Source organism: Acinetobacter sp. LoGeW2-3, from assembly GCF_002688565.1.
In the GTDB taxonomy this organism is placed as follows: Bacteria; Pseudomonadota; Gammaproteobacteria; order Pseudomonadales; family Moraxellaceae; genus Acinetobacter.
Genome location: NZ_CP024011.1, coordinates 2,478,247 through 2,500,718 on the forward strand (window position 1 = coordinate 2,478,247; position 22,472 = coordinate 2,500,718).

Annotated in this window: 25 protein-coding genes; 11 read left to right on the forward strand and 14 right to left on the reverse strand. The window is 43.0% G+C overall.

What is annotated here, in order from left to right; all coding sequences use genetic code 11:
- Positions 1-38: 38 nt before the first annotated feature.
- Genes BS636_RS12010 through BS636_RS12020 form a run of 3 tightly spaced genes read right to left on the reverse strand, consistent with a single transcriptional unit; the run spans position 39 to position 2,269 of the window.
- Positions 39-746, reverse strand: coding sequence for an SIR2 family NAD-dependent protein deacylase (locus BS636_RS12010; RefSeq protein WP_099338981.1), 708 nt, complete (start codon positions 744-746; stop codon positions 39-41).
- 17 nt (positions 747-763) lie between these two features.
- Complete coding sequence (locus tag BS636_RS12015) at positions 764-1,693, reverse strand: alpha/beta fold hydrolase (RefSeq protein WP_099338982.1); 930 nt, start codon at positions 1,691-1,693, stop codon at positions 764-766.
- A 24-nt stretch (positions 1,694-1,717) separates the two neighbouring features.
- A complete protein-coding gene (locus BS636_RS12020) occupies positions 1,718-2,269 on the reverse strand; it encodes a PadR family transcriptional regulator (RefSeq protein WP_099338983.1) in 552 nt (183 codons plus the stop codon).
- 168 nt (positions 2,270-2,437) lie between these two features.
- Here BS636_RS12020 and BS636_RS12025 point away from each other — a divergent pair, with 168 nt between their 5' ends.
- The 3 genes from BS636_RS12025 to BS636_RS12035 all read left to right on the forward strand — a co-directional run bounded on the left by BS636_RS12025 (position 2,438) and on the right by BS636_RS12035 (position 6,416).
- Positions 2,438-4,462, forward strand: a complete 2,025-nt coding sequence (locus BS636_RS12025) for an NADPH-dependent 2,4-dienoyl-CoA reductase (protein ID WP_099338984.1) — start codon at positions 2,438-2,440, stop codon at positions 4,460-4,462.
- A 326-nt stretch (positions 4,463-4,788) separates the two neighbouring features.
- Positions 4,789-5,193: a nuclear transport factor 2 family protein gene (locus tag BS636_RS12030; RefSeq protein WP_099338985.1), complete on the forward strand. Its 405-nt coding sequence runs from the start codon at positions 4,789-4,791 to the stop codon at positions 5,191-5,193.
- 74 nt (positions 5,194-5,267) lie between these two features.
- Positions 5,268-6,416 carry a YheT family hydrolase gene (locus tag BS636_RS12035; RefSeq protein ID WP_099339662.1) on the forward strand — a complete coding sequence of 383 codons (1,149 nt, stop codon included), beginning with the start codon at positions 5,268-5,270 and terminating at the stop codon, positions 6,414-6,416.
- 27 nt (positions 6,417-6,443) lie between these two features.
- Here the strand turns inward: BS636_RS12035 and BS636_RS12040 are convergent, their stop codons facing one another.
- On the reverse strand, positions 6,444-6,890 hold the full coding sequence (locus tag BS636_RS12040; protein WP_099338986.1) for an internalin: 447 nt from the start codon (positions 6,888-6,890) through the stop codon (positions 6,444-6,446).
- A 224-nt stretch (positions 6,891-7,114) separates the two neighbouring features.
- Between BS636_RS12040 and BS636_RS12045 the strand changes: the two genes are divergently transcribed.
- The 7 genes from BS636_RS12045 (at position 7,115) to BS636_RS16320 (ending at position 13,780) form a co-directional block, all read left to right on the forward strand.
- Positions 7,115-8,752 (forward strand): CTP synthase, encoded by a 1,638-nt coding sequence (locus tag BS636_RS12045; RefSeq protein ID WP_099338987.1) that lies wholly within the window; start codon positions 7,115-7,117, stop codon positions 8,750-8,752.
- A gap of 33 nt (positions 8,753-8,785) precedes the next feature.
- On the forward strand, positions 8,786-9,643 hold the full coding sequence (kdsA, locus tag BS636_RS12050; protein ID WP_099338988.1) for a 3-deoxy-8-phosphooctulonate synthase: 858 nt from the start codon (positions 8,786-8,788) through the stop codon (positions 9,641-9,643).
- 61 nt (positions 9,644-9,704) lie between these two features.
- Complete coding sequence (gene eno, locus BS636_RS12055) at positions 9,705-10,994, forward strand: phosphopyruvate hydratase (RefSeq protein WP_099338989.1); 1,290 nt, start codon at positions 9,705-9,707, stop codon at positions 10,992-10,994.
- Positions 10,995-11,007: 13 nt separating this feature from the next.
- Entirely contained in the window at positions 11,008-11,391 is a 384-nt protein-coding gene (locus BS636_RS12060) for a septum formation initiator family protein (RefSeq protein WP_099338990.1), read from the forward strand.
- On the forward strand, positions 11,360-12,073 hold the full coding sequence (gene ispD, locus BS636_RS12065) for a 2-C-methyl-D-erythritol 4-phosphate cytidylyltransferase (protein ID WP_099338991.1): 714 nt from the start codon (positions 11,360-11,362) through the stop codon (positions 12,071-12,073). The genes BS636_RS12060 and ispD overlap by 32 nt, the downstream gene beginning before the upstream one ends.
- Positions 12,074-12,174: 101 nt before the next feature.
- On the forward strand, positions 12,175-13,311 hold the full coding sequence (rodA, locus tag BS636_RS12070) for a rod shape-determining protein RodA (protein ID WP_099338992.1): 1,137 nt from the start codon (positions 12,175-12,177) through the stop codon (positions 13,309-13,311).
- A gap of 115 nt (positions 13,312-13,426) precedes the next feature.
- Positions 13,427-13,780, forward strand: a complete 354-nt coding sequence (locus BS636_RS16320; protein ID WP_228206901.1) for a hypothetical protein — start codon at positions 13,427-13,429, stop codon at positions 13,778-13,780.
- Between the two features lie 21 nt (positions 13,781-13,801).
- Here BS636_RS16320 and BS636_RS12080 read toward each other — a convergent pair whose 3' ends face one another.
- The 10 genes from BS636_RS12080 to BS636_RS12125 all read right to left on the reverse strand — a co-directional run bounded on the left by BS636_RS12080 (position 13,802) and on the right by BS636_RS12125 (position 21,120).
- Positions 13,802-14,107 carry a hypothetical protein gene (locus BS636_RS12080; protein ID WP_099338993.1) on the reverse strand — a complete coding sequence of 102 codons (306 nt, stop codon included), beginning with the start codon at positions 14,105-14,107 and terminating at the stop codon, positions 13,802-13,804.
- 108 nt (positions 14,108-14,215) lie between these two features.
- Positions 14,216-14,518 carry a cyd operon YbgE family protein gene (locus tag BS636_RS12085; protein WP_099338994.1) on the reverse strand — a complete coding sequence of 101 codons (303 nt, stop codon included), beginning with the start codon at positions 14,516-14,518 and terminating at the stop codon, positions 14,216-14,218.
- Between the two features lie 3 nt (positions 14,519-14,521).
- Positions 14,522-14,623: a cytochrome bd-I oxidase subunit CydX gene (cydX, locus tag BS636_RS12090; protein ID WP_034582150.1), complete on the reverse strand. Its 102-nt coding sequence runs from the start codon at positions 14,621-14,623 to the stop codon at positions 14,522-14,524.
- A gap of 25 nt (positions 14,624-14,648) precedes the next feature.
- Positions 14,649-15,794, reverse strand: coding sequence for a cytochrome d ubiquinol oxidase subunit II (gene cydB / locus BS636_RS12095; RefSeq protein WP_099338995.1), 1,146 nt, complete (start codon positions 15,792-15,794; stop codon positions 14,649-14,651).
- On the reverse strand, positions 15,791-17,410 hold the full coding sequence (locus tag BS636_RS12100; RefSeq protein WP_099338996.1) for a cytochrome ubiquinol oxidase subunit I: 1,620 nt from the start codon (positions 17,408-17,410) through the stop codon (positions 15,791-15,793). Before BS636_RS12100 ends, cydB begins: the two co-directional genes overlap by 4 nt.
- Positions 17,410-17,601 carry a cytochrome oxidase putative small subunit CydP gene (gene cydP / locus BS636_RS12105; protein WP_004893080.1) on the reverse strand — a complete coding sequence of 64 codons (192 nt, stop codon included), beginning with the start codon at positions 17,599-17,601 and terminating at the stop codon, positions 17,410-17,412. The genes BS636_RS12100 and cydP overlap by 1 nt, the downstream gene beginning before the upstream one ends.
- Positions 17,602-18,297: 696 nt before the next feature.
- Positions 18,298-18,711, reverse strand: a complete 414-nt coding sequence (locus tag BS636_RS12110; RefSeq protein ID WP_099338997.1) for an HIT family protein — start codon at positions 18,709-18,711, stop codon at positions 18,298-18,300.
- Positions 18,712-18,742: 31 nt separating this feature from the next.
- A complete protein-coding gene (locus tag BS636_RS12115) occupies positions 18,743-18,985 on the reverse strand; it encodes a YARHG domain-containing protein (protein ID WP_416202914.1) in 243 nt (80 codons plus the stop codon).
- Between the two features lie 109 nt (positions 18,986-19,094).
- Positions 19,095-19,967 carry an NAD(P)-dependent oxidoreductase gene (locus BS636_RS12120; RefSeq protein ID WP_099338999.1) on the reverse strand — a complete coding sequence of 291 codons (873 nt, stop codon included), beginning with the start codon at positions 19,965-19,967 and terminating at the stop codon, positions 19,095-19,097.
- 55 nt (positions 19,968-20,022) lie between these two features.
- Positions 20,023-21,120 carry an alpha/beta fold hydrolase gene (locus BS636_RS12125; protein ID WP_099339000.1) on the reverse strand — a complete coding sequence of 366 codons (1,098 nt, stop codon included), beginning with the start codon at positions 21,118-21,120 and terminating at the stop codon, positions 20,023-20,025.
- 142 nt (positions 21,121-21,262) lie between these two features.
- Here BS636_RS12125 and BS636_RS12130 point away from each other — a divergent pair, with 142 nt between their 5' ends.
- Entirely contained in the window at positions 21,263-22,450 is a 1,188-nt protein-coding gene (locus BS636_RS12130) for an O-succinylhomoserine sulfhydrylase (RefSeq protein ID WP_099339664.1), read from the forward strand.
- Positions 22,451-22,472 lie beyond the last annotated feature (22 nt).

Here is a 22,472-nt window from a genome sequence, read left to right on the forward strand (position 1 = left end):
GTTGCAATGTGTCAATGCTGGCTTTGTCTTTTTATCACTTAGGTAACTTCATTCAGTAGCTTATCTTTGAGATATTGCATGCCTTGAGTTGCTGTCATGACAATCTTTTCAAACTGAGGAGGTAAGTGCTGCTGATTGGCTTTTGGATCAATATAGTAAGCGGTGCAATTTGGTGGAATTTCATGAATTAAACCAGCGACCGGATAGACCTGTAAGCTGGTACCTATCACGATAAAAATATCGGCATCCTGGACGCAGTCCTGTGCTTCTTCATAAGCTGGAACCGCTTCACCAAACCAGACCACATGTGGACGCAATGGATAGCCATCCTTACAGAAATGTTTGTTGAGATCCAGTTCAGCACCTTCAATCGGATAAAATTCGGTGCTGTATTGAGCCTTCGGTCCAGAGGTTTTCGCAAGACGGATATTGCCATGTAGATGAATGACCTTCGAGCTTCCGGCACGTTCATGCAGGTCATCAATATTCTGGGTAATTACATGTACATCATAGGCATCTTCTAGTTCGGCAATCAGTTGATGCGCGGCATTCGGTTGAGCAGCCAGAATCTTTTTACGCCGTTCATTATAGAAACGTTGTACCAGAGCAGGGTCACGTCGCCAGGCTTCAGGTGTCGCTACATCTTCGACACGGTGCTGTTCCCAAAGACCATCACTATCACGAAAAGTATTAATCCCACTTTCGGCACTCATGCCCGCACCTGAAAAGACCACCAGTTTTTTCATCTTGCTTCCTTATTCCTTTAAGCTGTGTGATAGCTAGACTTGGCATTAGCTTTTAAGAATGCTGAAATTTCCTTACCAAATTTGACTGGTTCAGTAAGCAGCGGAGTATGCCCGGATTTCTCAAAACGCACATGTTTGGCATGCGGAATGCTCTGGGCAATCAGAGTTTGACCTTCAACGGGATACAGCTTGGACTGTGCACCGCTTAGGAACGTCACTGGACATTGCAGTTTCTGGATCGCAGTACGGTAATCTTCCCGATGATAGAGATAATTATTGATATACCAAGCCATATAGTCGACCAGATTCGACGGCAATAACAGGCTTTGCAGGCGTGGCTGATTTAAAATCCATTCAAAGGCTTTCAGACTGTATTTATTGTTATTTTGCAGGCCAATAAACTGCAGCCAGAGCTTGGCGATCTGATGGCGGGTGTTGCTGTCCAGATCTTTAATGTATTTCACATCCTGATGCTGTGCCAGTAATTCTGAAATCTGGGTCAACAGAGAAATAAAGACCGGATGATGTTCGCCAAACAGGCCATAAGCCCAGCTGTCATCGACTGGAATTTTCGGCGTCTGGTCAATATGCAGATAGGCAGTGACATGCTCGGCAAAATCTGCATATTGCATGCCATGCATGGCGGTTGTTGCACCCATGGAATAGGCAATCACAATCACCTTATCGAGATTTAACTGTTGCATCACGGATTGTACATCCAGCCAGTGACTGGAAATCGCATCCATCTCTGGAATCTTGCAATCACTGGAGGCGCCAAAACCGCGCCATTCTGGAATAATAAATCTAAACTGATGCCGGTGTGGATAGAGAAATGCCGCCCATTGCCAGCTCAACATCCCTAGACCAGACAACACCAGCACAGGCTGACCCTGTCCATATTCGCGTACAAAAAGCTTTTCGCCGTCGGGCATTTTGTAATATGACATAGACTGAGTCCTTATTGTTCTATGCTAGCCAGCAGCTGTATCATTGAATTGTTTTAATTTTGGAATAATGGTTTCTAACCAGGCAATCCAGCCTTCTTCCAGGTCGATGCCGAGTTGCAGAATCATTTTATGAATATACAAGGTGCGGTTCTGTTCGTCTGCTGTTGCAAAATCTTTAGTAAAAATTTGCTGGTAAATATTGAGCTTTTCTTTGTGCAGTTCCAGATGTCTTTCCAGCTCCGGCAAGATGGTATTGCTCCCCATTTGGGCTTCAGCACGTAGGCGCACCATCAACTCCTCACGTAGCTGGGCTGGGGGACTTTGTTCTAGCATCCAGTTAGCTAGTTCTTCACGTCCTGGACGTTCCACTTTATAAGTCTTTTTGCGTGAGCCGCTGTCTTCTTCTTCAATGGTCGAGATCCAGCCTTTTTGTAACATGGCATTCAATTCACGATAGATCTGCTGATGGGAAGCATTCCAGAAAAAGCCCATCGAACGGTCAAAGCGGCGTCCTAACTCAATACCGGTACTTGGTTTTTCCAGTAAACTGGTCAATAGAACATGCGATAAAGACATAAACGTCTCAAGAAAAATGACTCAGGATTATTATGCAACATGTTGCATAAAAATCAATTCTGAACTATAAATTAATGCAACAAGTTGCATAAAAGCTGGTGATTGAGGGGAAATTTCACATCAGCCGATATAAAAATAGCCAGCTGACAGGCACGCTAAGGAGTCAAAATGTCAAAGTATCCGCATTTACTTGCCCCATTAGATCTGGGCTTTACCACCTTAAAAAACCGGGTCCTAATGGGTTCCATGCATGTCGGGTTAGAGGAAGCACCGGGTGGTTATGATCGTATGGCGGCATTCTATGCTGAACGTGCCAAAGGTGGTGTGGCATTGATCGTAACAGGTGGTATTTCACCAAATGATCATGGTGTAACTTTTCAGGGCGGCTCTAAGCTCGACACCATAGAAGAAGCCGAAAAGCATAAGGTGATTACCCAGGCGGTACATGACGCGGGTGGCAAGATTGCCATGCAGATTCTGCATACTGGCCGTTATTCTTATCAGGCTGAAAATGTTGCACCATCCTCAATTCAGGCGCCAATTAATCCAGTTAAACCGCATGCCTTAACTTCTGCTGAAGTACAACAGACCATTGATGATTTCGCCAATTGTGCTCGTTTAGCCCAATATGCCGGCTATGACGGTGTAGAAATCATGGGCTCGGAAGGTTATCTGATTAATGAGTTTATTGCCGCCCGTACCAACCATCGTGATGATGAATGGGGTGGCAGCTACGAAAACCGCATCCGGTTCCCGATTGAGATTGTGCGCCGTACCCGTGAAAGTGTGGGTGAGAACTTTATTATCATCTACCGTCTGTCGATGCTGGATTTAGTTGAAGGTGGATCGACTTTAGAAGAAGTGATTCAACTGGCACAGGAAATCGAAAAAGCCGGCGCGACGATTATTAATACTGGTATTGGCTGGCATGAGGCACGTATTCCAACCATTGCCACCAAAGTGCCGCGTGCTGCATTTACCTGGGTGACTGAAAAGCTGAAAGGTTCAGTAAAAGTTCCTTTAATTACCTCGAACCGTATCAATACGCCGGAAATGGCAGAGTATGTCTTGGCTGCGGGCCATGCTGATATGGTATCCATGGCACGTCCGATGCTGGCCGATGCAGAGTTTGTAGTAAAAGCGGAACAGGGCCGTAGTGATGAAATCAATACCTGTATTGGTTGTAATCAGGCCTGTCTGGATCATATCTTCTCGATGAAGATTGCGACCTGTCTGGTCAATCCACGTGCCTGCTATGAAACTGAACTGAACTTTAAAGAAGTCTCGACACCGAAAAATATTGCGGTGATTGGTGCAGGTCCAGCCGGTTTAAGTTTTGCCATTTATGCTGCAGGTCGTGGTCATAATGTCACTGTCCTCGAGGCATCGAATCAGATTGGTGGGCAGTTTAATATTGCTAAAACTGTTCCGGGCAAAGAGGAATTCTACGAAACGATCCGTTATTTCAAACGCCAGATTGAACTGCAACCGCGTATTCAGCTTAAACTGAATCATACCGCCACTTTTGAGCAGCTAGTATCATCGGAATTTGATGATATTGTGGTGGCGACTGGGGTGACTCCACGTCAACTGGATATTCCAGGCATTGACCATTCAAAAGTGTTGTCTTATCTGGACGTTTTAAAGGATCGTAAACCAGTAGGTCAACGTATTGCCATTATCGGTGCCGGTGGTATTGGTTTTGATACCGCGGAATACTTAAGCCATGAAGGTGAAAGTGGCAGTGTTAATCCGAAGAAATTCTATGATGAATGGGGTATTGATACGGATTATGACAATATCGGTGGTTTAAAACAGCCGAGTGTAGAGCAGCCAAGTCGTGAGATTTACCTGATGCAGCGTAAAGCGAAATCTGTAGGTGCTGATTTAGGTAAAACCACAGGCTGGATTCATCGTACTGGCTTAAAACACCGAAATGTGAAAATGCTTCCAGGTGTCAGCTATGAAAAAATTGACGACCAAGGTTTGCATATCACAGTCAATGGTCAGCCAACTGTACTGGAAGTGGATAACGTGATTATCTGTGCCGGTCAGGAATCCTATACTGCAATGTATGATGACTTGAAACAGGCAGGTAAAAATGTGCATCTGATTGGCGGTGCCAAAGAAGCTGGTGAGTTAGATGCCAAACGAGCGATTCGTCAGGGTGCTGAATTGGCGGCGAGGATTTAATTCTTCAATACTCCCTCTCCCTATGGGAGAGGGCTGGGGTGAGGGTAAATATAATTTCAATCTTTTTAGAGCGTTAAAAAAGTAAAAATTTGTCCTTATATAAATGACCTCTCCCTTGCGCAGCAGTGCCGCTCATCTCCTGAAAGGAGAGGGAACTTTGATCTTTAGGCAGGAGTTGCTCTATAGAAAACTCCTCCCTTTTTCTAAGGGTGAGAAGCACTGCTTCGCAAGAAGGGATTTCAAATTAAAATAATCCCCCTAAGTCCCCCTTTTTCAAAGGGGGACTCTACTTAATTAAAAATACTAAAACAAAAAAGGACCCCAACATGACTCTACAAACCACCCAAGCCTCACTTGCACGCTGGCACGAAATGCTAGAAAACCGTGACATGAATATCCTGAATGAACTGCTCGCAGATGAAGTCGTGTTTCGATCACCAATCGCGTTTAACCCTTACTCAGGCAAACCAGTTGTCTTTTTCATTCTGACCAATGTAATACAGGTGTTTGAGAACTTTACTTATCACCGAACTTTCTATTCAGAAGACGGTAACCATGTTGTACTTGAGTTTTCTGCCAATGTGGGGGATAAGAAATTAAAAGGTATTGATATGATTCAGTTCGATGATGAAGGTAAGATGATCGACTTTGAAGTGATGATTCGACCGAAGTCAGGTCTTGAAGCACTTGCTGCACAAATGGGGCAGAGGATGATGACCTTTCAAAACTAGTCTGATTCAGGAGCAATCATACAATCCGGCATGAAATTTGTAAGTCACTGAAGGATAACTGGATGGAAAGACAAATGAAAATGTTGATAAAAAATGTAGTTCAGCTTTCAGGTGAATATTTGGATCGTATGATTGGTGCGGATACGCCTACTTTATATTACAACCCAAATGGCGTTTTTCAGGATCTGATTGATCATTTGCCTCAGTTAAAGCAAAAATACCGTCCTACACCGTGGCTGTGTAATGCGCATGCACATATCTTGTATTTTGATCTGATCAAAAAGAAAACGATTAAACTTAAATATGATGCCATTGAACAGCTGAACATGTCTGATGGCGGGATCACCGGCATTGCCTGGTATGGACTTAACCTGCCCGCAGATACACCAACCATTGTACTTCTACATACTATTACCGGTTCACCAGAATCAATGAGTGAACTGGTTCGGGATCTGCATCTGCATACTGGTTGGAGAGTGGCACTGTGTTTACGCCGTGGTCATGCTGATTTACCCATGCCTGTTCCGAAAATGAACCTGTTTGGTTCCACTCAAGATTTACGTGAACAGTTACTTTATATTCAGGATAAATTCCCGCAATCTGAACTATATGGTGTAGGTTCATCGGCTGGAACAGGTTTATTGGTGCGTTATCTGGGCGAAGAAGGTGCGCAGACCCCGCTCAAAGCTGCCTTTGCACTGTGTCCAGGCTATAATACTGAAAGTGGTTTTGCTTATGTGCATCCATTTTACAGCAAGGTTATGGCTAAAAAATTACTGAAAAAATTTATTCATCCTTATCAAGACACATGGAAAAATATTCCTTCCTGGGAGCAGATTCTTTCTGTCCAGAACCTGGCTGATTTTGAAAAATTGTATTTTCAGCTGACTGGTTATGAAGACTATGAAACCTATACCAAAGCTACCAATCCAATCTATGTATTTGAAAATGTTAAAATCCCACTGATGATTTTAAATGCAGAAGATGATCCGGTCTGTCATATCAATAACCTGCATCCTTATAAAGACCGTATTCGTGCCATGCCGAATATTATTGTGGTGACTACGAAGAAGGGCAGTCATTGTGGGTTTTATCAAGGCCTAACCAAAACCGAATCATGGGCGACTCGCCTGATGGCACAATATCTGAAACAGCTTTCTGTTACAGCAGAGAAAATGGAAGAAGCTGAACCGGAATATGTGGCATTAAAAAACCCAGCATAAGCTGGGTTTTTTAATGAAAACAGCAAATCAGTTTTCAAGTGCTGGTGTAGCTGCTGCAATGGCAGCTGCCACAGCATCATCTTCAGACTGTTCTGAACTTGAATTGGCTTTTGGCTTGTTGTTCGTTTCAGAATCTTGGGCTTTCGGTGCTTGAGCAGGTTGTGATGCTGCTGGTGCTGTAGCCGCTGGAGTAGGATTGCTTTGAGCAGGGCGAGTTTCACGACGAATTTCAGTTGTGGTATTCGGTGTTTCTTCACGAATCACTTCAACTGTTTCAGGAACTTCTTCAATTAAAGGCTGATCCTGTTCTGCTGTTTCCAGTGTTTCAAACTTTGGCTGTTCTGCTGGTGTTGCTTCCGATGCTGCAGCAACTTCAGTCTGTTCTTCTTCCTTGGGAGCTTCTTTCTTGACACATGCCGTGAGTAATAGTCCGGTTGCAAGTGCGCCACAGATTAAAAGTTTCTTATTCATCATTACTTCATACGTAAATGTAGATGGGATTACAGTATTATAGCAGTAATTTACCAGATAGAAATGATCCGAACTTACTCTAATTTTTTATCGGAAATGCTGCTAGAATAGCCAATTGTTTATTGTTCTTTGAATTGATGCGGATTGACTTTGCTTTCTAGGCACAAGGTAAAGTAAAATTGCGCAACATTGCAGGCCGATTTAGGCTCGATTGTACGAGAAACCCAATGACCCATTTTATTTTCGTTACTGGTGGTGTTGTTTCATCACTAGGTAAAGGTATTTCAGCTGCTTCTGTTGCTGCACTTTTAGAAGCCCGTGGTTTAAAAGTGACCATGGTAAAAATGGATCCATACATTAATGTCGATCCGGGGACCATGAGCCCATTCCAACATGGTGAAGTTTTTGTTACAGAAGATGGTGCTGAAACAGACTTAGACTTGGGTTACTACGAACGTTTCTTACGTCGTGCGAAAATGACCAAACTGAATAACTTCACATCAGGTCGTGTTTACCAGGATGTTCTGAATAAAGAACGTCGTGGTGACTACCTGGGTGGTACTGTGCAAGTTATTCCACACATTACTGACAACATTAAAGAACGTGTACTTCGCGCTGGTGAAGGTTATGACGTTGCGATCGTTGAGATCGGCGGTACAGTAGGTGACATTGAATCTCTCCCATTCATGGAATCTGTACGTCAGTTAATGGTTGAACTTGGTCACAAGCGTACGATGCTTATGCATTTAACGTTACTCCCATACATTAAGTCTGCAGCAGAATTAAAAACCAAACCAACACAGCACTCTGTTAAAGAACTTCTGTCAATTGGTATTCAGCCAGACATTCTGATCTGTCGTACTGAACACGATGTTGATGCAGATACTACCCGTAAAATTGCACTGTTCACGAATGTTGAAGCACGTGCGGTTGTGGTATGTAAAGATGCGCGTACGATTTACCAGATTCCACGTACCTTCTATGAACAAAATGTTGATGATCTCATCTGTGAACGTTTTGGTTATAACGACCTTCCTGAAGCTGACTTAACAGATTGGGATAACGTGGTAGAAGCTTTACTAAATCCTGAATACACAGTACGTGTTGCGATGGTGGGTAAATACGTTGAACTTCCAGATGCATACAAATCTGTGAACGAAGCGCTTTTACATGCTGGTATTCAAAACCGCGTTAAAGTTCAGATTGACTATGTCAATGCAGAAGAGCTTGAAAGCCAAGACGTAAACGAAGTACTGAAAGATGCGGACGCGATTCTGGTTCCGGGTGGTTTCGGTGAACGTGGTACTGAAGGCAAGATGCAGGCAATTAAATACGCTCGTGAAAATGGTGTGCCATTCCTAGGTATTTGTTTAGGTATGCAGTTAGCTGTAATTGAATATGCTCGTAACGTGGCTGGTATCACAGACGCGACATCGACTGAATTCAACCGTTCAACCAAATCTCCATTGATTGGTCTGATCACTGAATGGTTAGATGAGCGTGGTGAAGTACAGCAACGTTCTGTCGATTCTGACCTTGGCGGCACCATGCGTCTAGGCGCACAGAAATCTGAACTGGTATCAGGTACTAAGACAGCTGCTGTTTACGGTTCTGATGAAATCATCGAACGTCACCGTCACCGTTACGAAATGAACAACCGTTATATCCCAGTGCTGGAAGAGAAAGGCATGAAGATTTCAGGTTATTCACCAGTACAACATTTAGTAGAAACTGTTGAAATACCTGAACATCCTTGGTTTATTGCGGTACAATTCCACCCGGAATTTACAAGTTCACCACGTGATGGTCACCCATTATTTGCTGGCTTTATCGACGCTGCGAAAAAACAGCATCAAAAAGCATAATAATTGGTGTTAGGACACAACTAGGAAGTTTAAATGTCGCAGTTAAAACCACAAGAAATTGTACGTTTAGGCGATATACAAATGGCAAATCATTTGCCATTTGTATTATTCGGCGGAATGAACGTACTCGAGTCCAAAGACTTGGCTTTTGAAATTGCAGAAACCTACGTGGATATCTGTAAACGTTTGGGTATTCCATACGTGTTTAAGGCAAGTTTTGATAAAGCCAACCGTTCAAGTTTGAACTCTTACCGTGGGCCTGGCCTCGAAAAAGGGATCGAGTGGTTAGCTGATATTAAAAAACACTTTAATGTGCCGATCATTACTGATGTACACGAGCCGTACCAAGCGGCTCCTGTAGCAGAAGTTGCGGACATTATTCAGCTGCCAGCTTTCCTAAGCCGTCAGACTGACCTGGTTGAAGCAATGGCAAAAACTGATGCCATTATCAACATCAAGAAAGCCCAGTTCCTTGCTCCGCATGAAATGCGTCATATTTTGCATAAATGTCTGGAAGCCGGGAATGACAAACTGATTCTTTGTGAACGTGGTTCAGCATTTGGCTATAACAACCTGGTTGTTGACATGCTGGGCTTCGACATCATGAAAGAAATGAATGTGCCTGTGTTCTTTGACGTGACCCATGCGCTGCAAACCCCGGGCGGTCGTGCTGACTCTGCCGGTGGTCGTCGTGCCCAGATCACGACACTTGCACGTGCAGGTATGGCAACAGGACTGGCAGGTTTGTTCCTGGAAGCCCATCCTGATCCAGAAAAAGCCAAATGTGATGGTCCTTGCGCATTGCGCCTGTCACAGCTTGAGCCTTTCCTGGCACAGCTGAAAGAATTGGATACCTTGGTAAAAGGTTTCGACAAGTTAGATACACACTAAGAATGTACCCCCATGAGCTGCCTTTAAAAAGCAGCTCTTTTAATTGACTGAGGAATTGTTCATGAGCCAAATCGTTGACATCCGTGCACGTGAAATTTTGGACTCTCGTGGTAACCCTACCATCGAAGCTGACGTAATCTTAGCATCTGGCGTAGTTGGCCGTGCATGTGCACCATCTGGTGCTTCAACTGGTTCTCGTGAAGCTTTAGAACTTCGTGATGGCGACAAGGCACGTTACCTGGGTAAAGGTGTTAAAACTGCGGTTAACAACGTAAACACTTTGATTCGTGACGCTTTGGTTGGTAAATCAGTATTTGAACAAAAAGACATCGATAACACGATGATTGCTTTAGATGGTACTGAAAACAAAGAAAAACTAGGTGCAAATGCAACTTTGGCAGTTTCACTTGCTGCTGCACGTGCTGCTGCTGAAGAAAAGAAACTTCCTCTTTTCCAATACATCGCAGATCTTCGTAATAACAGCATTTTGACTATGCCTGTTCCAATGATGAACATCCTGAACGGTGGTTCACACGCGGACAACAATGTTGATATTCAAGAGTTCATGATTGAGCCTGTTGGTTTCACTTCATTCTCTGAAGCACTTCGTGCTGGCGCGGAAATTTTCCACTCACTTAAATCAGTACTTAAAAAACAAGGTTTAAATACTGCTGTTGGTGATGAAGGTGGTTTCGCTCCGAACTTACGTTCAAACGAAGAAGCAATCACTGTTATTCTTGAAGCAATTGAAAAAACTGGCTACAAAGCGGGTTCTGACATTATGCTTGCGCTTGACTGTGCATCTTCAGAATTCTACAAAGATGGTCAATACATCCTGGCTGGTGAAGGCAACAAAGCATTCACGAACAACCAGTTCTCTGACTACCTTGCAGGTCTTGTAAACCAATATCCAATTATCTCAATCGAAGATGGTCTGGACGAATCTGACTGGGAAGGCTGGTCTTACCTGACTTCTATTCTTGGTGACAAAATCCAGTTGGTTGGTGATGATCTGTTCGTTACGAATCCTAAGATTCTTCAACGTGGTATCAACGAAAAAGTTGCTAACTCAATTCTGATCAAGTACAACCAGATCGGTACATTGACTGAAACTTTAGATGCAATCTACCTTGCTAAAGCAAATGGTTATTCTACAGTTATTTCTCACCGTTCTGGTGAAACTGAAGATTCTACAATTGCGGATCTTGCAGTAGGTACTGGCGCAGGTCAAATCAAAACTGGTTCACTTTGCCGTTCTGACCGTGTAGCGAAATATAATCAATTACTTCGTATCGAAGAATTGACTAATGCTGCATATCGCGGTAAAGCTGAATTCAAAGGTTTGAACTAAGCGATTATCGTTGATGTTAAATGTATTCGACTCTTTGATGAGTAAAGTACTGTTGGGCCTTGCGATCCTTGTGATCGCAGGGTTTCAATATTTATACTGGTTTGGTGAGGGTGGTTATCGAGACCATCAGGCACTGACTCAGAAAATACAACAACAAGTAGAATTGAATGAAGAGCTGAAAGAGCGCAACCGTGTGCTAGCAGCTGAAGTCTATGATCTGAAAAATGGTGATCAAGCCATTGAAGAACATGCACGTCTGGATCTCGGCCTGATCAAGCCACATGAAACCTTTGTTCAGATGAGTACCATCAGTACTCAATATAAGCCGATTTATCTCGAAAATTCTAAAGTAGACCTACGTACCAATGAGTCAGCTGACACCCCAAGCACACCATAAATTATGGGCCATTATTCCAGCTGCAGGTTCGGGTAGTCGATTCTCTAAAACAGAACTAAAGCAATATCAAATGATTCAAGAACGGACCGTTCTTGAACATACAGTTGCACGTCTGAATCAATTACCTCTGGCTGGCTATGTGCTAGCAATTAGCAGTCAGGATGATGTTGCCAAAACTCTACCATTCTCGAATAAAGACAAAGCACATTTCTGTGCCGGTGGTGCAGAGCGGGTCAATTCTGTCCTTAATGCACTGACTTACTTGTCTGAAATCACTTCGGAAGAGGATTGGGTATTGGTTCATGATGCAGCACGTCCATGTGTCAGTCAAAATGCACTGATTGATCTAGTCAATACTGCAACTGAAACTGCCCAAGCTGCGATTTTGGCGATTCCGGTACGGGATACCTTAAAGCGAGTCGTGCAAGATCATGATATTGAAACTACGGTCGATCGCTCAACTTTGTGGCAGGCGCAAACCCCACAAATGGCGAAACTGGGTCAGCTAAAGCGTGCCATTGAACAGGCACTTAAAGATGGTGCTAATATCACCGATGAGGCCAGTGCACTTGAGCATATAGGTGAAACGGTGCGCGTGGTACAAGGGCGATCTGATAATCTGAAGATCACCTATCCAGATGACCTGGAACTGGCGCGCCTGATTCTGGCCGCGCAAGCGTAAATTTATTTGAAGAAATACATAATAAATAGAGCAGTGGCACTCAATTCTCCGCTGCTTTCACTTATAATTTTGCCATTGTTAATTTTGAACCCTTTGTCACAATGATACCTTCACAGCAGTATCGATTTTTACGACAATCCGCACGCGATGGATTGAGTATAAAACACGATTCCTCAAGATGGGCCAAGCTCCATCTGGACCCATGGTTGCTATGCTTCCTGTTGCTTAATGCTGCCTTGGGGTTGATGGTGGTCTATAGTGCAACCTCAGAAAATTCTGGCATGGTGATCCGTCAGGCGATCAGTTTTGGTGTGGGTTTTGTGGTGATGTTCATCTGTGCGCAGGTTCCGCCAAAAGTGTATCAAGCAGCAAGCCCGTACTTTTACGCCTTCGGAATCTTCATGCTGTTGCTGGTCTTTGTGATTGGTGAAAGACGACTTGGGGCGACACGCTGGATTACGCTACCGGGTGTAGGAAGTATGCAGCCGAGTGAAGTGATGAAATTTGCCATGCCGCTGATGATGGCTTGGTATTTTGCTCGGAAACCATTTCCACCGAAATTCATTCATATTGTTGGTGCCTTGATTTTACTCGGTATTCCATTTGTACTCGTGGCATTGCAACCCGACTTGAATATTGGTCTGGTGATTCCAGGAATCTTTGTTTTATTTCTGAGTGGTATGTCCTGGCGTTTGATCGGTGGGGCAATGGCAGCATTGGCTGTGGTTGCACCCTTGTTGTGGATGTTTTTATTGCAGGAATACCAAAAAAAACGTGTCCTGACCTTGTTTGATCCTGAATCGGATGCCTTGGGTGCAGGCTGGAATATTATTCAGTCCAAAATCGCCATCGGTTCTGGTGGGATGACGGGTAAAGGATACTCGCAAGGGACGCAGTCACATCTCGGTTATCTGCCAGAACATCACACTGACTTTATTATGTCGACTTATGCCGAAGAATTTGGCTTTATTGGGGTGTTTTTACTATTTAGCTTATTTACCGCCATTATTGTCCGTTGCTTGATGATTGGGATGAACAGTTTCCATAACTTTGGCCGTCTTTATGCGGGTGCGACAGGTTTAACTTTCTTCTTCTTTGTGTTTCTGAACTCTGGCATGGTTAGCGGGATTCTTCCAGTGACAGGTGACCCATTACCACTGATGAGTTACGGCGGCACCGCGGTGATTTCCTTGCTTGCTGGTATGGGCATCGTCATGTCGATTCATACCCATCGATAAATAATAGAAGAAAAGAAAAAGCCAGATTGATCCTGGCTTTTTTATTGTCTGAAATTTTATGTTATAAATATTCAATAACTTAGATAAAAATTTATATTTTCATATTGGGGGAACTATGAAGAAAATAATATTGATGCTGGGACTGATAGGATTATCAGCGACTATCTGGGCACAGCCATTGAGTCAAACTGAATTTAAGTCTCAAGTGAAACAGTACTATAATGCACTGGAACAGAAACAGGCAGCGCTCAATGCATCCTTGGATCGTCGCGAACATCCATCCATCATGATTGCCAAGGCATGTGATTACTCAAAAGGCCTGAAACAGCTTAAGCATCTTTCTGAGCAAAATCTGCATCTGGCAGAAGCTAAAGATGAGTTGCAATTTATTAGCTCACTAGATATAGGTTTTAATCAGTCTTTACAGGATTTAGGCACGACTTATGAAACAGGTTGCGTGAAAAAATAAAAAAGCCCAAATGGGCTTTTTTTAATTCGCTTGCTTACGCTTCTGACGGGTATCCGTGACTTTCTTCAATAATGGTCCTTTTTGTTCAAGAATTTTGTTGATCATAAAGTCACGCGGTAAAACCAGGCGTACAGGTGTAGGCAGTAATTCATAAACCTTGGTAATGATAGCGCGAATTTCAGTTTCATTGACCAGTTTGTCTTCAGCTAAATCTAATAAACCATCGACAACAAGACTTTCAATTTTTCTTCTCTGTTGTTTCCATAGTTCAGCAGGGTTGGCTTGACTCACTTGGACTTTGGCTTTGTCGAGTAGGTTATTTAACATGAGAATATAACTTTAAAAAACTTGAATCATGCATCTTAGCTAAACTTATTGAAAATTCTAGTATTTATATAAAATTAAACCCTCCGAAGAGGGTTTAATTGATTTGATTCAGGCAATGAACCAGGTGTAATAGCCCCAAAGCATCAGCGGCCAAGAAAGGATAGGGCTAAATAGCCATTTCCAGACTTCATGGCGGGGCACAAAACCAACGCCATGAATAAAACCACCTGAAATGCCAATCATGATAAACATCAAGGTACGATGACTATATGCTCCACTGTCATCCAGCATCATAGCCGGATGAACCAATAACACTGCTGCGAGTGGAAATGCCAACAGGCAGGAAATCACCATCGCAAACTTGTTTGGTTTAGGATCTACAACTGTTTTTTCCATCGCTAGCTCTGTCATGTGTTAGTTCTCATCCAGGTCTTGATGATTTTCAATATAAAGTGCACTTAGTACACCGGCAAAACATGCCATTAAAATGCCGAGAATCCATGCAAAATACCACATAATTTCGTCTCCTTAGGACACAGACTTAGTACAGGCTGTGTGAATTCTCTTGAATGTGTTTGTTGGTGATGACGCCCCACATCTTGTAATAACACCAAGTGGTGTAAAGCAGGATGATTGGAACGAAGATGCACGCAGCAACAGTCATCACGGTTAAGGTATTTTTACTAGATACCGCATCCCACATGGTTAAGCTAGCAACAGGATTGATGCTAGAAGGCATTAGGAATGGGAACAAGGCAAAACCAGCAGTTAAGATTGCACCGATCACCACCATAGATGAACCCAGGAAAGTTAATCCAGCTTTAGCTTTAGATGCAGCCAGCACGACAATCATGCCACCAAGGATACCCATAATTGGCGCAATCATGGTGATTGGATAAGTTGTATAGTTATTCATCCAGCCAGGGTTACCATTAGTCAGTACTTCTTTCGCTAATGGATTTGCAACACCATTGGTATCGTATGGAGTCACCAATGTATAACCCTGGATACCACCGAAATACAACCATGCGCCAGCAGCCAGGAAAGTCACCAGATAAACAAGCCCCATGATCTTGGTTGCTTTCGCAGAACGTTCACGTAACGCACCATCAGTACGTAGCATTAACCATGCACCGCCGTGTGCACATAGCATTGATAAGCTGACTAGGCCACAAACAATTGCAAATGGATTCAGCAGAGCAAAGAAACTACCAGAATAAGTTGAACGAACAGTTTCATCTAAAGTGAATGGTACGCCGAGGAACATGTTGCCGAATGCGACACCAAAGACTAATGCAGGAACTGCGCCACCAACTGCCAGACCCCAATCCCAAGCATTACGCCATTTGGTATTTTCCAGCTTTGAGCGGTAGTCGAAGCCGACTGGACGCAGGAACAACGCAAATAGCACTAATAGCAGTGCCCAATACATACCTGAGAAGGCAGTCGCATAAACCATTGGCCATGCAGCAAACAGGGCACCACCGGCAGTAATGAACCAGACCTGGTTACCGTCCCAGTGTGGGGCAATCGTATTGATTGCCGCACGACGTTCCTGATCATTTTTACCCACAAATGGCATGATCGCCATTGAGCCCATATCGAAGCCATCGGTCAGGGCAAAGCCAATCAGCAAGACACCAACCAGTACCCACCAGATAATTTTGAGCAGTTCGTATTCAATCATGATTGAACCTCGCCAGTTACGCCTTCTGGAAGAGCTGTGTCTTCTTGCTCGGCTGTTACTTGAGAATTAGGTTTTTCGAAATGGTATTTACCAGTGTGTAATGAACTTGGTCCTAAACGAGAGAACTTGATCATCAGGTACATTTCAATGATTAGTAATACTGTGTAGAACGCAGCTAGTGCAAAGATAGAGCCCATTACATCGCCAGTGCTCAATGTAGAAGCAGACAGGTGTGTAGGCAGTACTTCACCAATCGTCCATGGTTGACGACCTACTTCGGCTACATACCAACCGGTTTGCGCTGCAATCCAAGGTAGTGGTAAAGAGAACAGGGCAAATTTCAATAACCAAGGTTTGTTTTCTGCATTACGTTTAGCAACTGCAAAGGCAGCAAGAACGAACAGAAGTAGCATCAAGAAACCAGAACCCACCATGGCACGGAATGCCCAGAACAGACTTGGTACATGTGGAATAGTGTCTTTAGCAGCAGCTTTAATGTGTTCGTCAGAAGCATCTACTACATTTTCTGTATATTTTTTCAGAAGTAAGCCGTAGCCAAGATCTTTTTGAGTATTTTCAAATGCCGCTTTTACTTCAGCAGACTGATCGCCTGCACGTAATTTTTCCAGTTGTTCGTAAGCCAGCATACCATTACGGATACGACCTTCATGTTCAACTAATAGATCCTTGATCCCCATCACTGGAGTGTCGATTGAACGGGTTGCAATGATGCCCATTACATAAGGAATTTTTACTGCATAATCGGTACGCATGGTTTCTTGATTTGGGAAGCCAAATAAAGTGAATGCAGCGGGTGCAGGTTCTGTTTCCCATTCTGCTTCAATCGCAGCCAGTTTGGTTTTTTGAACGTCACCGATTTCGTAACCAGATTCATCACCCAGTAAAATTACAGATAGGGTAGATGCCAGACCGAACACTGCTGCAATCGCGAAAGAACGGCGTGCAAAAGGAACATCGCGTTTTTTCAGCAAGTAAAAACTTGAAATTGCCAGAACGAAGATTGCACCTGTGACATAGCCTGCAGAAACGGTGTGAACGAATTTCACCTGAGCAACCGGGTTAAAGATCAGTGCCCCGAAATCAACCAGTTCCATGCGCATGGTTTCGTAGTTGAATTTCGAGCCAACCGGGTTTTGCATCCAGCCATTAGCAACCAGAATCCACAATGCAGACATGTTAGAGCCAAGCGCCACTAACCAGGTCACGCAAAGGTGCTGAACCTTAGATAAGCGATCCCATCCGAAAAAGAACAGACCAATAAAGGTAGATTCCAGGAAGAATGCCATTAAGCCTTCAATCGCCAGCGGTGCACCAAAAATGTCACCGACATAGTGTGAATAGTAGGCCCAGTTGGTACCGAACTGGAATTCCATGGTCAGACCAGTAGTTACCCCGAGTGCAAAGTTAATCCCGAAAAGTTTCCCCCAGAATTTGGTCATGTCCCGGTAAATTTCCTTGCCGGAAACCACATAAGTGGTTTCCATAATAGCCAGGATAAAGGCCAGACCTAAGGTCAGCGGAACGAAAATAAAATGATACATCGCAGTCATAGCGAACTGGAACCGCGAAAGATCGACCACGCTTTCAGCAATCATCAACGTGTCTCCTTGATTTGGGAAGGACTGCCAGCGATACGCTCGGCAACTTGAGAGTCAAAATTTTTAGGAATTGTGGGCGCATCGAACCAGATATGTTTGATTGTCAGTAATAGAATGACCTTGATAATTAAAATCAAGGTGATCTCTCTGACCACTTTTTGATTTAGATTTTCTGGAACTAAGCTCATATAAATAAGCCTGTTGTTAAAACGTGTTAATTTATTATTAATCTAATGTGGTAAAAAATAAATAGACCAAACAGTTTAAATAAATATATATTTATAAATATTTGAATATTAATAATTTAAAAATTTAATTTTTTAAAAATTATTCAAAAAATCTGTGATTATTTTGTGTAACTGAGTGATTTTTAAATCCGACCTTTTTGCTTATATTTATTATTTTAAATCCAATTAAAATACTTGGTTTAATATTAAATTTTTATCAATTTAAATCTTATTATTACAGTTGGTTTATTCTATTATTAGTCAAACTTAATATTGACTAAAATACTTGGAATTAATAAATCTAGATTTTTAAAATAATAGTGATTGTTAGATAGGATTGTTTAATGTTTAAGCAGAATTGGTTTTATGGCCAGTAAATAGGCAAGAACAGATATGAATATGTTCCTTAAGTTTGATTAAAGAGTTGCACCAAAGTAGTGCTTGGTAGTCGTAACGAATATCAATAAACAGTCTGAGGGTGGTTTCCCTAGCGGCATTGATGCCTTGTACTAAATCCTTGTTATTATTGTTTGTCTATGAGCACTGGGTGAGATTAGCCTTGTGATTCTTCAGCTTATTAAAAGTGAAGCTATCAAAAAGACACAAACAAAAAAAAATGGAGCCGAAGCTCCATTCTTATATTGGTTTAAACCAGATTTATAGGGCTGCTTTGATTTTCTCAGCCAGAGCTTTGATCTTCTCCTGATCACCCATCACCAAGGCATGCTTGCCCAGATTATGGAGTGAAGTAGGTACCAGATGGAAATGAACGTGTGGTACAGTTTGACCCGCTGCAGCACCAGAAAGCTGCATTAACACGATACCTTCCACACCTAAGCCTTTTTCAATAGCTTTGGCAATCTTTTGTACGATCTTGATAGTATATGCAGCCACTTCAGGATCTAAATCAAGCAGCGTCACCGCAGGCGATTTAGGAATGACCAATGTATGACCGTCTGCCTGAGGCATGATGTCCATAAATGCAAGAACCTGGTCGTCTTCATACACCTTGATTGCGGGCAATTCACCACGCAGAATTCGTGCAAAAATATTTTGATCATCGTAAGTCATGAGGGCATTCCTTGAACGTCATTGAATTAAATTATTTACAGTTCAATTCTTTCTGACGATCTTTGATCGCGTCAAGACGTTGTTGCTCTTTTTCTGAAAATTTTGGCTTGGTGGTAAAGCAATTGTCATTACCGTACTTTGCTTTTGCTTCAGGATCTTTAAAACAGAAGCCTTTAGACGCGTAAATCACATCATGATCATTTTTCAGTTTTTTGCATTCCTGCTCAGAAGCTAAAACTGAAGTTGAAGCCCCTAGCAATGCTGCAAAACTCATCACTGTCGCAACAGTCAATTTTTTCATGCGGGTTTCCTCTGGTGTTAAACCATGTGTCTATACCTAAACACAATATTGGGTTTTGTTCTCACGATTCAATGGCGATATATTACTCAATGGTAATTTTACTCCACGATTCATACATTTTTACCGCAGCAGAAAAGTCGCTATTTTCGTCTGCCTGTAGGTTGGCTGCCTGAATCAGGTTCTGGGTCAGCGACAGCAACGGCGCAGATAGCTTGGCATCACGAACCAGATCCACGGCAATGCCAGTATCTTTGGCAAGTAGTGGTAAAGCAAAGGTAAGTGGGAAGCTGCGGTTTAAAATACGCTGTGGCATTACAGTCTCAGTCACGTTACTTTTACCGCTTGATGCATTGATACATTCCAGCGCTTCATTCAGACTTACCCCATGCGCTTTTAACGTCGTAAAGCCTTCTGCAACTGCACACAGGTTTACAGCCATTAACATATTATTGACCGCTTTTACTGCAAAACCCGCGCCAGATTCACCGACATGCTTGATCAGCTTGCCAAATGCCTGAATAGCCGGAAGGGCTTGTTCAAAACCTGCTGCGCTACCCCCAATCATAACAGTTAATGTGCCATTTTCAGCACCGATCGTCTGACCGCTGACAGGTGCATCCAGGAAAATCACACCCTGATCTGCCAAAGCTTCTTCCAGGCGACGAGCGGCATCTGGTACACCACTAGTGCAATCCACCCAGATACTGCCAGATTTTAATTCCAGACCTTGAACTAAAGCTTCAACATCGGCACTGGTTGGCAGGCAGGAAAAGATGATATCTGCCTGAATGGCCTGTTCCAGATTCACTGCTTGCGTACCATATTCAGCTGCATGTTGCTCCGCCTTTGCAGCAGTACGGTTCCATACATAGACCGTATCAAAATGCTTTGGTAAATGTGCAGCCATGCGATAGCCCATAGCACCCAAGCCGAGAAATGCAACTGATTGAATCATGATAACCCTCAAAATCTTTTCATTAAAAAGTATAAGCTTGAGGGCATCTCTCGAATTATTGCTCTAGTCGAGTAGAACGCTGCTCAAGCCAAGTCGTTAGTTTAGGCCAAAAAGTATTGGCTGTCTTTTGATTTGACATGAGTCCAAGGTGTCCACCGGGAATCAGGGTGAAAGTCACATCCTTGCTACTGGTGAGTTGGGTCAGAGGCTCCGCAGCTTCTTGGGTAACAATCTGATCCGATAAACCGGCACCCACCAGCAGCGAACAGGAAATATTTTTTAGGTCAACATGCTTGCCATGCAGATCAATTGAACCGTGTTTCAGCGGATTCTGTAGCCATAGGTGTAGCACCATATCCTGATTAATCCCACCCGGGTAATCGATCATTTTATTCAGGAAATTACCCATAGTGGCATGTTCATAGACATGTTCCGGTTTTTCCAGATTCAATAAAAATTGCTTCTGACTCTTAAACCAGCCCACAGGATCTAAAAGTTTGAAGCCTAAGGCATTCAAAATTCCCGGGGTATGAATATACTGCTTGGGAATAAGACCTTTATGTACCGTGTCTCGAATCGCTGGGTTTTGTGAAATGAGTTTATTGGTGGCTTCAAACAGTTTACCGACACGGCCAGAAGCATAACTGTCAATCGGACTGCCCATGACCATCAGGTTTTTCACGTGTTCGGGAGAATGTAGCGCGGTATACAGGATTACAAAGACACCGGCCATACTCCAGCCATGTAGGGAAATATATGGGCTGTCCGAATGTTCACAAATACGTTCTATGGCATCCGGAATGGCCTGATCGATAAAAGATAAGAAATTCAGGTTTTTGTGTTTGAAGCTAAAACGGTTCCATTCCACTAGATACACTTCAAAACCGCTGTGCTGAAAATGCTTCACTAAAGAACGGTAGGGATACAGGTCATAGATATCCATATTAATCGCCAGCGGTGCGACAAAGACCAAAGGTTCCTTAAACTGTCTCTCTGGTGCTGGATAATGCCGGACTTTATATAATTCAGTTTCCTTGATGTACTCAAATGGGGTTTTCTGAGACAGCACCAGTGAAGAGCTATTGAAAAACCGTGCACCCAGATGTTTGAGTTTTTTTCGTTGACGTTGCAGATTTTGTTTTAACTGAATCATAAAGATATTTTGTCCGTGTCCGGTAGGGAGTGATCGAAGTCTAAGCAATAATTGCTTATTATGCCTTGACCTGAAATAGCATAGGCGCTCAAAATGTTGGCAATTTTTTACAACAGGCAGCCTTTAGGGGTTGATGAGCGCAATGAGCCAACACGACGAGATCGAATATCAATTAGACACTTTGGCGATTCGTACCGGTCATACACGTACAGCTGAAGGTGAGCATAGCGAGCCAATCTTCCTGACATCATCATTTGTATGTGAAAGTGCGGCGGATGCAGCAGCAAAGTTCTCTGGGCAAATTGAAGGGAATACCTACTCTCGTTATACCAATCCAACGGTACAAACCTTTGAAAAGCGTTTAGCGGTGCTTGATGGGGCTGAAGCAGCAGTCGCAACCAGTTCAGGTATGGCAGGTGTGCATGCCATCACATTGGCCTATTTGAAATCCGGTGATCATGTCGTTTGTTCACGTGCCGTATTTGGTTCAATTATCTCACTATTTGAAAAATATGTAGTGAAATTTGGTGTTGAAGTTACTTTTGTTGACTTGGAAGATGTTGACGCATGGAAACAGGCGATTCGTCCAAATACGCGTTTATTGTTTATTGAAACTCCGTCAAATCCATTGGCGCAAGTAGGTGACTTACAAGCAATTGCAGATATTGCACATGAAGCCAATGCCTTATTTGCGGTCGACAATACTTTCTGTACACCAGTGTTACAACAACCGATTAAATTTGGTGCAGATTTAGTAGTGTACTCATCAACCAAGTATATTGATGGTCAAGGTCGTGCTTTAGGTGGTGCAGTTGTTGGTTCTGCAAAACTGATGGAAGAAATTACTGGTGTGATTCGTACACTGGGTAATTCAATGAGCCCATTCAATGCCTGGATTTTCTTAAAAGGTTTAGAAACTTTAAATCTACGTATGAAAGCACATTGTGCGAGCGCACAAAAACTTGCAGAATGGCTCGATGCACATCCAAACGTAGAAAAAGTTTACTATGCTGGTTTACCAAACCATCCTGGACATGACCTGGCGAAAAAACAACAATCTGGCTTCGGTGGCGTGGTTTCATTTGTTGTGAAAGGCGAGCGTCAAGGGGCTTGGACTGTTATCGACAATACGCGTTTCTTGTCGATTACAAGTAACTTGGGTGACGTGAAGTCAACCATTACTCATCCAGCGACAACATCACATGGCAGAATGTCTGCAGAAGCAAAACAAGCAGCGGGAATTTCTGAAGGTTTAATTCGTGTTTCTGTTGGTTTAGAAGATATTGATGATATTATCCGTGACATTCAGCGTGGTTTAGATCTGATTTAATTTTTATAAATTTATGTTCGGA

What these genes read in the sequence shown, in the direction of transcription:
- cydP (WP_004893080.1), bottom strand. Translation starts at nt 17,601, where the DNA reads ATGAGCTTAGTTCCAGAAAATCTAAATCAAAAAGTGGTCAGAGAGATC.
- BS636_RS12040 (WP_099338986.1), bottom strand. Translation starts at nt 6,890, where the DNA reads ATGATGAATAAGAAACTTTTAATCTGTGGCGCACTTGCAACCGGACTA.
- ispD (WP_099338991.1), top strand. Translation starts at nt 11,360, where the DNA reads ATGAGTCAGCTGACACCCCAAGCACACCATAAATTATGGGCCATTATT.
- BS636_RS12120 (WP_099338999.1), bottom strand. Translation starts at nt 19,967, where the DNA reads ATGATTCAATCAGTTGCATTTCTCGGCTTGGGTGCTATGGGCTATCGC.
- BS636_RS12125 (WP_099339000.1), bottom strand. Translation starts at nt 21,120, where the DNA reads ATGATTCAGTTAAAACAAAATCTGCAACGTCAACGAAAAAAACTCAAA.
- BS636_RS12010 (WP_099338981.1), bottom strand. Translation starts at nt 746, where the DNA reads ATGAAAAAACTGGTGGTCTTTTCAGGTGCGGGCATGAGTGCCGAAAGT.
- BS636_RS12080 (WP_099338993.1), bottom strand. Translation starts at nt 14,107, where the DNA reads ATGTTAAATAACCTACTCGACAAAGCCAAAGTCCAAGTGAGTCAAGCC.
- cydB (WP_099338995.1), bottom strand. Translation starts at nt 15,794, where the DNA reads ATGATTGAATACGAACTGCTCAAAATTATCTGGTGGGTACTGGTTGGT.
- BS636_RS16320 (WP_228206901.1), top strand. Translation starts at nt 13,427, where the DNA reads ATGAAGAAAATAATATTGATGCTGGGACTGATAGGATTATCAGCGACT.
- BS636_RS12115 (WP_416202914.1), bottom strand. Translation starts at nt 18,985, where the DNA reads ATGAGTTTTGCAGCATTGCTAGGGGCTTCAACTTCAGTTTTAGCTTCT.
- kdsA (WP_099338988.1), top strand. Translation starts at nt 8,786, where the DNA reads ATGTCGCAGTTAAAACCACAAGAAATTGTACGTTTAGGCGATATACAA.
- BS636_RS12085 (WP_099338994.1), bottom strand. Translation starts at nt 14,518, where the DNA reads ATGACAGAGCTAGCGATGGAAAAAACAGTTGTAGATCCTAAACCAAAC.
- BS636_RS12025 (WP_099338984.1), top strand. Translation starts at nt 2,438, where the DNA reads ATGTCAAAGTATCCGCATTTACTTGCCCCATTAGATCTGGGCTTTACC.
- eno (WP_099338989.1), top strand. Translation starts at nt 9,705, where the DNA reads ATGAGCCAAATCGTTGACATCCGTGCACGTGAAATTTTGGACTCTCGT.
- cydX (WP_034582150.1), bottom strand. Translation starts at nt 14,623, where the DNA reads ATGTGGTATTTTGCATGGATTCTCGGCATTTTAATGGCATGTTTTGCC.
- BS636_RS12100 (WP_099338996.1), bottom strand. Translation starts at nt 17,410, where the DNA reads ATGATTGCTGAAAGCGTGGTCGATCTTTCGCGGTTCCAGTTCGCTATG.
- BS636_RS12130 (WP_099339664.1), top strand. Translation starts at nt 21,263, where the DNA reads ATGAGCCAACACGACGAGATCGAATATCAATTAGACACTTTGGCGATT.
- BS636_RS12045 (WP_099338987.1), top strand. Translation starts at nt 7,115, where the DNA reads ATGACCCATTTTATTTTCGTTACTGGTGGTGTTGTTTCATCACTAGGT.
- BS636_RS12015 (WP_099338982.1), bottom strand. Translation starts at nt 1,693, where the DNA reads ATGTCATATTACAAAATGCCCGACGGCGAAAAGCTTTTTGTACGCGAA.
- BS636_RS12020 (WP_099338983.1), bottom strand. Translation starts at nt 2,269, where the DNA reads ATGTCTTTATCGCATGTTCTATTGACCAGTTTACTGGAAAAACCAAGT.
- BS636_RS12110 (WP_099338997.1), bottom strand. Translation starts at nt 18,711, where the DNA reads ATGACTTACGATGATCAAAATATTTTTGCACGAATTCTGCGTGGTGAA.
- BS636_RS12030 (WP_099338985.1), top strand. Translation starts at nt 4,789, where the DNA reads ATGACTCTACAAACCACCCAAGCCTCACTTGCACGCTGGCACGAAATG.
- BS636_RS12060 (WP_099338990.1), top strand. Translation starts at nt 11,008, where the DNA reads ATGTTAAATGTATTCGACTCTTTGATGAGTAAAGTACTGTTGGGCCTT.
- BS636_RS12035 (WP_099339662.1), top strand. Translation starts at nt 5,268, where the DNA reads ATGAAAATGTTGATAAAAAATGTAGTTCAGCTTTCAGGTGAATATTTG.
- rodA (WP_099338992.1), top strand. Translation starts at nt 12,175, where the DNA reads ATGATACCTTCACAGCAGTATCGATTTTTACGACAATCCGCACGCGAT.